The sequence below is a fragment of the Flavobacteriaceae bacterium HL-DH10 genome (genome assembly GCA_031826515.1).
Lineage (GTDB): Bacteria > Bacteroidota > Bacteroidia > Flavobacteriales > Flavobacteriaceae > Thalassobellus > Thalassobellus suaedae.
Map to the genome: position 1 here is coordinate 2,237,376 of CP134536.1, position 12,325 is coordinate 2,249,700.

Annotated in this window: 5 protein-coding genes; all 5 read left to right on the forward strand. The window is 32.1% G+C overall.

The window, feature by feature from the left end:
- The 5 genes from RHP49_09605 (at position 1) to RHP49_09625 (ending at position 12,293) form a co-directional block, all read left to right on the forward strand.
- The gene (locus RHP49_09605; protein ID WNH11176.1) at positions 1–2,964 is read left to right on the forward strand and encodes a glycosyl hydrolase 115 family protein; all 2,964 of its coding nucleotides are present in this window, start codon (positions 1–3) and stop codon (positions 2,962–2,964) included.
- Between the two features lie 16 nt (positions 2,965–2,980).
- Complete coding sequence (locus RHP49_09610; GenBank protein ID WNH11177.1) at positions 2,981–4,816, forward strand: metallophosphoesterase; 1,836 nt, start codon at positions 2,981–2,983, stop codon at positions 4,814–4,816.
- Between the two features lie 59 nt (positions 4,817–4,875).
- The gene (locus RHP49_09615; GenBank protein WNH11178.1) at positions 4,876–8,916 is read left to right on the forward strand and encodes a two-component regulator propeller domain-containing protein; all 4,041 of its coding nucleotides are present in this window, start codon (positions 4,876–4,878) and stop codon (positions 8,914–8,916) included.
- A 185-nt stretch (positions 8,917–9,101) separates the two neighbouring features.
- Positions 9,102–11,105 (forward strand): alpha-L-arabinofuranosidase C-terminal domain-containing protein, encoded by a 2,004-nt coding sequence (locus RHP49_09620; GenBank protein ID WNH11179.1) that lies wholly within the window; start codon positions 9,102–9,104, stop codon positions 11,103–11,105.
- Positions 11,106–11,420: 315 nt separating this feature from the next.
- Positions 11,421–12,293: an inositol oxygenase family protein gene (locus RHP49_09625; protein WNH11180.1), complete on the forward strand. Its 873-nt coding sequence runs from the start codon at positions 11,421–11,423 to the stop codon at positions 12,291–12,293.
- Positions 12,294–12,325 lie beyond the last annotated feature (32 nt).

Consider the following 12,325-nt stretch of genomic DNA (forward strand, 5'->3'; position numbering starts at 1 on the left):
ATGAAGATATTTAAAGTTTTTATCCCCTTGCTATTGTTTCAAATAGCTTTTCTTAATGCTCAAAATGCCCTTGATTTTTCAATTGTAAAAGCGACGGAGTCCTGCAGTATTGTCATCGATAAAAAAGATGCGAAAGTGGTTGAGATTGCCGCGAAAATGTTGGCATCCGATATAAAAAATACCACAGGGAAAACTATTAAAGTTTTGAATGAATTAGATGATAATATTATTCTAGCTGGGACTATTGACAACAATAAGCTTATAGAGAACCTCATTAAATCGAACAGAATAGATGTTTCAATCATAAAGAATACTTGGGAGCGTTTTAGTATTCAAGTGGTTAAGAATCCTTTTAAAGGCGTCAATCAAGCCTTGGTAATTGTAGGGTCAGATAGAAGAGGAACAGCATATGGTATACTCGAAATCTCCAGAATGATTGGTGTTTCCCCTTGGGAATGGTGGGCAGATGTAACTCCAGAAAAACGAGATGAAATAATACTTTCAGTTGAAAATGAAGTTTCTAAAGAGCCATCCGTGAAATATCGTGGAATTTTTTTAAATGATGAAGATTGGGGGTTGCAACGATGGGCAGCTTTAAATTTCGAACCCGAAATTGGAGATATCGGACCAAAAACCTACTCCAAAGTATTTGAGCTTTTATTGCGTTTACGAGCAAATACCATTTGGCCTGCAATGCATAGAAGTACAAAACCCTTTTATTCGTATCCTGAAAATAAGCAAAAAGCAGATGATTATGCCATTGTTATAGGCACATCGCATGCGGAGCCCATGTTGAGCAATATCAATACAGAATGGAATCATGAAACAATGGGTGAATATCGCTATGATACCAATTCTGAAATCATAAAAGGCTTATTTACAAAACGCGTAAAAGAAGCCGCAAAATTTGAAAATATTTATACTACAGGAATGCGTGGAGAACATGATTCCCCAATGATTGTTGGAGAAGATGATACAGACCAACAAGTGCAATTATTAGAAAATATAATATCAGACCAAAGGGCGATTTTAAAAAAGGAAACCAAGAAGCGTCCTAATACAATTCCACAAGCCTTTGTACCATATAAAGAAGTTTTGACTTATTATCAGAAAGGTTTGCAATTACCGGAAGATATTACGCTGGTATGGACTGATGATAATTATGGTTACATGCGTCAGTTTAGTAACACTGAAGAGCAAAGGCGTTCTGGTGGAGCCGGCGTGTATTATCATACGTCCTACTGGGGGCGTCCTCATGATTACTTATGGCTAAATTCTACGAATCCTGTTTTAATGTGGGAAGAAATGTCTAAAGCTTACGAATTTCAATCTCGCAATTTATGGATTTTGAACTGTGGCGACATCAAACCTCACGAATACAATATAGAATTGTTTTTAGATATGGCTTGGAATATGGACGCTTTTGATAAAAGTAGGTCTATAAGAACACATCTGAAATCTTGGTCAGCCAGAGAATTTGGAAGCGAAAATGCTACTGAAATCACAAATTTAATGTTTGAAAATAATCGACTGGCTTATATGCGTCGTCCGGAGTTTATGGCTTGGAGTCAGGTAGAACCAGTTACGAAAGGTGGCGAAACAGAATTGACGCAGTATCATTATGGTGATGAGGTAACGAGTAGAATTAACGCCTATGAACATGTAGTTGAAACCACAGAACGCCTATATAATACGATCTCAGAAAGTCGTAAAGATGCATTTTATCAGTTAGTATATTATCCAGTAATTGGTGCTTCAAAATTAAATCAGAAATGGCTCTATCATTATAAAAATAAGTTTTCAGCACAACAGGGAAAAGCAAGTGCTCATTTTTATGGAGAGCAATCAGCAAATGCTTATAATCGCATTTTAAAAGAAACCAATTATTATAACAAAACGCTAGCGCAAGGAAAATGGAATCATATCATGACGATGCAACCTAGGTTTTTGCCAGTGTTTTCCAAACCTGTTTATTCTGTTGTTGATTCAAAAGAAAAACCCGCATTAGGTCTTGCTTTAGAAGGTTATGAAATGGAAGTCAATCATGATATAGTAAATAGTTATGCCGATGTTTTACCTGTTTTTAATAGTTATACAGACAACCATTATTTTATTGATGTCTTTTTAAAAGGTAAAGGCAATGTAGAGTGGAAAGCAATTCCGAAAAATGATTGGATTAAAATTTCAGAAACAAAAGGTGTTTTAACAAATGAATCTGGTAAACAACAAAAACGTTTATGGGTAAGTATTGATTGGGATAAAGTGCCTAAAGGAGAAAACCAAAAAGAAGCGCCTTTAGGTCATGATTTTCAATTGATTCCTCCAAGTTACAAAGTGAATAGCGCTATAGATTTTGTTAGTGGAGATCATACTGTAACTATAGGGGTATCTGTCTATAATCCTAAATTTGAAGCGTTGGAAGATTTCTCAGGTTTTGTTGAAGATAAAGGTTTTGTATCCATAAATGCTGAAAATTTTTCAAGAAAAGTAAATGGGTTAGAAGCTTCTTGGGAATTATTTGAAGGTTTAGGGTATACAGGAAAAGTAATTACAGCTTTACCTAGAAGCGTAAATTCTGAAACAGATTTAAAATTGATTCAGCAAAATAGTCCATTACTGGAATACGATTTTTATGCCTTTAATTTTGGTGAGGTTGATGTAAAAGTACAAGCAGTTCCTACTCACGCTAACTATGAAGGAAGAGGTGTTCGTTGTGCTGTCGCAATCAATGATGCCGAGCCTGTAATAGTTGATTTTCAAACTTTTGGAAGAAGTGATGCATGGAAACAAAATGTGCTTAAAAATGCTAGTGTACAGAGCGTTAAACAAATTGTAAATAAAGCAGGAAAGCATATATTAAAAATTTGGATGGTCGATTCGGGTGTCATGATAGATCAAATTTTAATTGATTTGGGTGGTTGGAAAAAATCATATGCTTTTCCGAAAGAAACAATAAAGAAATAAATCAATTATTGATGGCATGAAATTTCAAAAAAACCTTGTATTTGTAATAATCTTACTAATACTGGTTTCTTGTAAAACAAATCAGGAAGCTGTATATGATAATGCGCGCATTGCTTTCATAGCGGATGCTCATTTACAAGATATTTTTGGAGAATTTCAAGACAACGATTATAAGGGGGTTAAAAACCCTCTAACGGGAGAGTATGCAAATATTAGAACTATGGATTCACAATTGCAATCCACCCGAATTTTCAATGAAAATTATTTTGCTTTAATCTCAGCATTAAATGATGTTGCAAATAGAGGAATAAAAACGGTAGTCCTTCCTGGTGATTTTAGTGATGACGGGCAACCTATACATATTAGAGGATTAAGACGAATACTTAACGAATTTACCGATACGCATGGTATGTCTTTTTTTGTTACTACAGGAAATCATGATGCGGTAAGACCTTTTTCTCAAGATGCCACTAAAACAGATTTTTTAGGTAAAGATGGAAAAGAACAGATTCTTACTAGTTCAAAAATGAATTTGGTTATAAATGAAAATCAATTAGAACCCATTGTGACATCTGATATTAAAAACTGGGGCTATAAAGAAATGACGCAGGAAATGGCTGATTTCGGATTCTTTCCTCAAAAAAAATATGTGTACTGGGAAACCCCTTTTTCAAAATATAATTATCAAGATTATAATTATGAAAAAGCTTTAAAAGAATCTTCATTAACAAGAAGAAAATATGCCATTAATAACACTAATGTATCACTTCCAGATGCTAGTTACTTGGTTGAACCTATAAGCGGAGTTTGGCTCTTAGCTATAGATGCCAATGTATATGTTCCTAATACAAATTTATCAGGATTGAAAGAGAATCCTAAAGATTTTTCAGGAGCTAGTATAGGCTATAATAATGTGCTTTTGTATAAAAAACATTTAATAGATTGGGTTAAGAAAGTTTCAGAAAAAGCAAAACAAAAAGGAAAGATTTTAATTGCTTTTAGTCATTACCCGATGGTTGATTTTAACGACGACGCGTCTTCAGAATTAAAACGTCTTTTTGGAGTTAATAAAATGCAATTGCATAGAGTCCCAAATGAAGATGTAGCCAAAGCATTTGCAGATGCGGGTCTTCAAATTCATTTTGGAGGACACATGCATATAAACGATACGGGTATTAGAACAACAGAAAAAGGCAATACGTTGTTTAATATTCAAACACCCTCATTGGCGGCTTATATGCCAGCTTATAAAATACTTACAATCCTTTCTGCTTCAGAGTTTGAGGTGAAAACCATTGTTTTAGATTCGGTTAGAAATTTTAATAGTTTATTTCCCTTTTATGAACAGGAGTATGCATATTTGAAAAGTATAAAAAATGATAAAATTTGGAATAGAAATATTCTGAATTCTTTAAATTATAAAGATTTTACAGCATGGCATTTAAAAGAATTAGTAAGACTTCGGTTTTTATCAAAGGATTTTCCAGTTGATTTTTTAGAATCTTTTTTAAAACTTACAGGAAAAGATTTGTTGGAAATAAATAGTAATAGCTCTGAAATTCATAAATTGTTGTCATCTAATGATTTGACTATTGGTGATTTTGAAAATTGGACGGGTTTTGATATGATATTTGATTTTTATAGGTTGAGAAATTCTGATGAATTAGCCATTCCAGAAATTGGACTTAGTAGGTTAAAACAATATCAAATGGTGTGTAAACAATTGGAAAATGTTGATGATGAAAAGTTAGTTTTATGGGCGAAAATATTTCAAAAAACCCTAAAAGGACAACCTTCAAATCACTTCAAAATAAATTTAAAAACAAATAATCTAGAACGTTTAGATCCTTAAATGGGATTAAGATTGACTTTGTGATTTAAAAAAATTAAATTGCATTTAGAATTCATTTTATGAGACAGTATTCATTTATTTTAATCATTTTTTTATTTACTTGTTATTATTCTAATGCGCAGAATATAAAATTTGAGCATTATAATGATGATAGTGGTTTGTCTCATAATTCAGTTAGGCATATTGTTCAAGACAAAAATGGTTTTATATGGTTTGGCACCTTTTCGGGGCTAAATCGTTTTGATGGGTATCAATTTAAAAGTTACTTAAGTTCGTCACTAGGTGAAAATAAAATTTATAATGATGACATAACGGCATTAGAACAAGATGAAGATTCTAATAATTTGTGGATTGGAACACGAAAAGGATTGACACTTTTTAAAACTGATACAAATACTTTTAGTACTTTTTTGACAGAAAAAGGAAATCCAAATAGTTTGCCAGATGAAGAGATTCGATCTGTCCATGTGGATAAATTTAAAAGAGTATGGGTAGGAACCAAAACAAAAGGAGTTTATTTGTTTTATCCAGAAGAGAATAGGTTTGAAAAAGTTTCTATAAATGGTTTTGAATATGTTAAAGAAATTTTTGAAGATAAAAAGGGACATATTTGGATTGGTAGTTTTGGGACTGGGTCCGTCGCAAAAATTACTTTAGATAAAGGAGGAGCAGTTGTTAAAATTACCAACTATACGCTTTCTATTCCGAATTCAGATGAGAAAAATCCATATATTAATTTTATTTACGAAGATGGGAAATCTGATATGTTTGTTGGTACCCGCGAAGGTTTATATAAATTAGATAAAGGGACAAATTCATTTATAAACCTTTATATCGAAGATGCAGGGGTTAGAGGTAGTTTAGGTCCCTATTTTTTGTCCGTTGCTCAAGCACCAGATGGTAAATATTGGGTTGGTACTTTAGGGGGTTTGTTAGAATGTGACCAACTGGAAGATATAAATAAAGGTAATTATAAATGGTATTATTCAATTTTATCAGATGATACATCTTTAGTTGATAATCTGGTTTCGGCACTATATTTTGATGCATCTGGAGTCTTATGGATAGGAACTGAAGATGGATTGGATAAATATGACCCTTATGAAAATCAGTTTATCCTCAATAAAGATATTTCTCGTTACATTGGTAATCAAGCTCCTCGTATTCGTGGTTTTGAAAAAACGCATGATGATAAGATAATTGTGGCAACCAGACATAATGGGCTTTTTATTTCTAATAACGAAAGTTTTATACCTCTTTATAATAATAGAAAAGATATAGCCAGTATTTATTCTCATGATGGAAAGACGTTTTATTGTGGCTTATGGAATGGTAAAATATTAATTTATAATTATGTAACAAATAAATCTAAAGAGATTAATGTTGGTTTTGAAGATGTAGCTGTATTTGCCTTTGCTAAAATATCAGATAATACTATTATGGTTGGTTCTTTTGGTCAAGGAGCCGTTATTATTAACATCAATAATTTACAAAGACAAGATACCTCAAGTAGATTGTTGCCAGGTTATTCTATAAACTCTATAGAAAAAGATGGTGCAGATAATGTTTGGTTCGCAACGCAAACAGGCATATTGAAATACAATATTAAATCAGGTAATATCGAAACATATAATTTATTAACAAACAAAGAAAATGGACTTGTTAATGATGAAGATGTAAGCGATGTTATGGTAGATAAGCAAGGAAAAGTATACGCATCTAGCCGTACTGGGTTGAGCTGGTACGATGCTTTAAATAATAATTTTAAATATATCACAGAGCCAAAGGAACTTGTAGGAAAATGGATTACTGATATGGTAACCGATACTAATGGGGATTTATGGTTAAATATAAATAACAATAGTGTTGCAAGACTTAAAAGTAATTTAAACGATATTAATGTTTATCAGGTAAATAGTGGGAACAGATTAGATGTTTTTAGTTCTAGCGGGTTTTATAATTTTGATAATTCTTATATTTATTTAGGCGGTAAAAATGGCGTTATTTATTTTTCTCCTCAAGCCATTAATGAAAATCAATGGACGCCAATGCCTATTATTACGGAATTTAAGATTCAGAATAAAGAAGTACGTCCGGGAATGGAGATTAATGGGCAAATACCTCTAGTACAGGATTTGAATTCCAGCAAGAATGTAGAACTTAATTATAAAAATCGCAATTTCTCGTTGCAGTTTTCTGTGCCTTCATTTTCTGATACAAAACTTAATAAGTTTGAATACATGTTGGAAGGCTTTGATAAGAATTGGATCTCTGCTAATAGTAATTCAAGAACCATTCAGTATACAAATCTTTTTCCAAATAATTATGTTTTTAAATTAAAGGCTAGCAATAATTATGGGTATTGGAGTGACGTAGCTTCTTATCAAATAAAAATAACACCTCCTTTTTGGTTAACGCCTCAAGCATTTATCTTATTCGCAGTTGTTTGCTTCTCTATTTTCTATTTTATAAGAAGAGAAGTCAAAAACAGAATTAAATTAAAACAAGAATTACTTACAGAGAAAGTAAATAGAGAACGGGATGTTAAATTGAATAATGAAAAACTCCGGTTTTTTACAAATATCTCACATGAATTAAGAACACCTTTAACGCTTATTTTAGGGCCTGCTAAACAATTATTAGAGGAAGGTAAAGAAGCTGCTACCGATTATCAAAAAAGCAGATACAATCTTATTCATCAAAATGCGATTAGGTTATTGACTTTAGTAAATCAAGTGCTAGATTTTAGAAAAGCGCAGACAGGAGAATTAAAACTTAAAGTTTCAAAAACTGATATTATTACTTATTCAAGAAACATTTATGAATCGTTTAAAGAACTGGCTTACAATAAGAAAATTCAATTAAATTTTATTTCAGAAAACGATGATATTGTAGGTTGGATAGATAATGATAAGTATGATAAAATTCTCTACAATCTTTTGTCAAATGCATTAAAATTCACAAATAAATACGGGAATGTAGACTTGTTTATTAGGCTGAAAAATGGAAAAAATGGAGATTATTTAGTTGTTGAAGTCATTGATGATGGAATAGGAATTCCATTAAAGAGTCAAAAAAAGATCTTTACACGATTTTATCAAGCTACAAATAGTAAGGAAAATAATACAGGTTCAGGTATTGGTTTATCATTAGTAAAATCGTTAGTTGAACTCCATAAAGGAACGATAGAAGTAGAGAGCGAACCAAACAAAGGAAGTGTATTTACAGTAGAGATTCCCATAGATCGAAATTTTTATAAAAGCAAAGAAGTTTTTGAATATAGTATAAAAGATGACAGAAAACCAACAATGCCTATTGTACCTGCTAAGAAAATAATTCAGAGTACAGAATTAAAGCAAAAAATATTAGTTGTTGAAGATAATGATGAGCTTAGAAAATATTTGGTAGATTATTTATCTGATTATTACAAGGTTTATAGTGCGGGGAATGGAGAAGAAGGTTTGCGAGTTTGCAGACAAATTAAGCCTATTATTTGTGTCGCCGATATAATGATGCCAGTTATGAACGGACTTGATTTTTGTGAAGAATTAAAAAGTGATGAATTTATTAGTCATATCCCTGTTGTTTTATTAACAGCACTTTCTGAAAATGAAGATAAAGTAAAAGGCTATGGTATAGGGGCAGATGGCTATTTAGTAAAGCCTTTTGATCCTTCATTATTAAAAACGGTTATAGAAAATATTATTAAGTCAAGATTAGAATTAAAAACTAAATTTTCAGGAGAAGTAGAAAGTGAAATAGGGCTGCTTACGCATTCACCAATTGATGAAGAATTTATGCAAAAAGTCACAACTTTAATAGATGATAATTTAAGTGAATTAGACTTATCTACTTCATATTTATGTAATGAATTGGGAGTGAGTTCTTCAAAGCTATATCGAAAAATAAAAGAATTAACCGATTTGGCACCCAATGAGTTTATTAGAACCATGCGTTTAAAAAAATCGGCTCAACTTTTAAAAACAAAAAAATATAATGTTTCAGAAGTTACAAGTTTAGTTGGTTTTAATGATCCCTTATATTTTAGCAGATGTTTTAAAAAACAATTTGGTTTTCCTCCAAGTAAGTTGATTAATTAGTTTTTTCTAGGAAAATAATAAGGTTTGTCTCAATACATCCATGTTCTTGATGTATTCATCCATTTCCTTTAATCTTATAAATTTTATTTTCGTAATCAATAATAAGCCTTTTTAATCATTGAGCTTTTAGAATCACCATTTATAGTTTTGGTTATTATAAAAGATTTGAAAATAAACTTGATAAAATGAATAAAACATTACTAAGCCTTGCCATAGTGGTTGCTATGGCTTTTAAAACCTCTGCACAAACAACAAATACAGCAACCATAGATGCCACAAGTGGCAATATCAATATTATTAGCAAATACATTTATAGTCAGTTTTCTGAACATTTAGGCAATTGTATTTATGATGGTATTTGGGTAGGGAAGGATTCTAAAATTCCAAACCAAGCAGGTATTAGAACGGATGTTGTGGAAGCTCTAAAAAAACTACATGTACCAGCATTGCGTTGGCCTGGTGGTTGTTTTGCTGATGAATACCACTGGAAGGATGGTATCGGTTTAACAAAAGACAGACCAAAAATGATAAATACCAATTGGGGTGTTGTAACAGAAGACAATAGTTTTGGAACCGACGAATTTATGGATTTGTGCCAAAAGCTAGATTGTGAAGCTTACATAAGCGGAAACTTAGGAAGCGGAACGGTTCAAGAAATGTCTCAGTGGGTTGAATACCTTAATTCAGATAACGTGAGCCCAATGACTGATCTGCGTAAACAGAACGGTCGAGAAAAATCATACGGTGTTAAATTTTGGGGTGTTGGTAATGAATCTTGGGGTTGTGGTGGAAAAATGAAAGCACAATACTATGCAGACAAAGCACTCCAATTTTCTGCATTTCTTAAAAATTATGGTTCCAATAATTTAAAGCAAATTGCAGTTGGTCCAAATGCGACCGATTACAATTGGACCGATGTTTTGATGCGAGAAACAGGTACTCATTTTTGGGGAATATCACTTCATTATTACACAACTTTGAATGGTTCGGCCACAAATTTTAAAGAAAGTGAATGGTTTAAGGTGATGCAATCTACGCTTAAAATGGAGGAAATTATAGAAAAACATGCCGCGATTATGGATACGTATGATCCCTATAAAAAAGTAGGACTTGTGGTAGACGAGTGGGGGACTTGGTTTGACGTCGAGCCAAATACAAATCCTGGATTTTTGTATCAGCAGAATTCATTACGTGATGCTTTAGTCGCAGGCGTCAACCTAAATATATTTAACAATCATAGCGATCGCGTTAAAATGACTTGTATTGCGCAAGTCGTTAATGTGCTTCAGTCCATGATACTTACCAAAGGAGAAAACATGGTGCTTACACCAACATATTATGTTTTTGATATGTTTAAAGTTCACCAAGATGCTTATTTGGTGCCGTCAGAATTGAGTTGTGAAAATTATATGTATGAAGGTGCATCTGTTCCTGCACTTAATATGTCATCTTCAATCGATAATGATGGTAAAATGCATATTTCCATTTGTAATTTGCACGCCACCAAAAACGAAAAATTAGTATGCAATTTAAAAGGATTCGATCCGCTAGGCATAACAGGTAAAATTATAACAGCCAATAAGCTGAATGCCTACAATAGCTTTGATGATCCTATTCAAATTAGTGATAAATTATTCTCAGATTTCAGTTTTAAAAAGAATCAGTTAACTATAAATATACCACCACATTCAGTAATAACACTGGAGGTAGATGGTGACTTAAATGTAGGTAACGAATCCGTTAAACTTAAAAAGCCAGTAAAAGGCATTAAGTACAAACTTTATGATGGTGATTGGGAAGTGATTCCCGATTATAAAAATTTACAACCTATAAAAACGGGCTTGGTAAACAATATTGTATTTCCTGAAGATATTCCTGGAAGTAATTTTCTATTGATTTATGATGGTTTTATTAAAATTGAAAAGGATGGATTATATAACTTTTCATTAGCTTCAGATGATGGTGCTAAACTGTTTATAAATAATAATATGGTCATTAATAATGATGGTCGTCATGGGACAGTAGAACATGAAGGAATCAAATATTTAGGAAAAGGATTTTATCCTTTCAGGTTAGAATATTTTCAAGCAGGTGGAGGTAAAGTTTTAGAATTAAATAAGCTTGTAAAAGTGAACAATAGTTATGAGCCCGTGAAATTTAAAGATGAAGACTTTTGGCATGAGAAGTAGATTATAAGCTGTTTTTTAAGGGTAATTAATTGAATGGTATGGTTTTAATCGAAAAGAATTCCTCGACGCTCTGCGTCGGGGTTTCCGTTGAAATTGTCATTCCCGTGAAAACGGGAATCTAAATAACATAATTTCGATTTTTGACCCTAAGGTCAAAATGAAACGAGCGAAATACCTCTATGGCTCTGCCTCGAGGATAGTTCGTTTCAAGAAATTATTTTATTTTAAATTTTATCCATGTTTTTGATGGAATTATCCATTGTAATATTTATTTCAATTTATAATTTGGTCTTCTAACCTTTTAATGTAATTCTTATGAAAAAACCAATAGATACAGACAATCCATTACATAATTTAGATGCGTGGGAAGATGATTTACTAATGAGATATCCAGATCCATCTGTTAAGAAAAAGGAAAAGGAGGAATTTAGAAATTATGTAGATTCTGATAGACAGGAAATAGTCAAAGAGTTTTATAGAATAAATCACACCTATCAAACCTATGATTTTGTTTGTAGTAAGGAGGAAGAATTTTTGAAGTTTAACAAAAAGGAAATGTCCATTTGGGAGGCCGTAGAATTTTTAAACACGTTGGTAGATGATAGTGATCCAGATATTGATTTAGATCAAACACAACACCTATTACAAACTTCAGAAGCCATTAGAGCCGATGGTCACCCAGATTGGTTTGTGTTAACTGGGTTTATACACGATTTAGGAAAAGTTTTATGTCTTTTTGGAGAACCACAATGGGCTGTTGTTGGCGATACGTTTCCGGTAGGTTGTGCCTATTCAGATAAAATAGTGTATCCAGAATTTTTTAAAGATAACCCAGATTATTCAGATAAGCGATTTAATGGTAAGCTTGGTGTTTATTCTGAAAATTGCGGATTGGATAAAGTGAAGATGAGTTGGGGACATGATGAATATCTATATCAAATAATGAAAGATTACTTACCTGAACCAGCTTTATATATGATTAGATTTCATTCTTTTTATTCACAGCATAGAGATAATGCTTATGCACATTTAATGAATGATAAAGATGTTGAAATGTTTGAGTGGGTAAAAAAGTTTAATCCTTATGATTTATATACAAAAGCACCTGTTAAACCAGATGTTAATGCTTTGCTTCCGTATTATAAAGAATTAGTAGCTAAGTATTTACCAGAAAAATTAAAGTTTTAAATTAAAAAGCTTCTATATTTTTTTGTTTTATA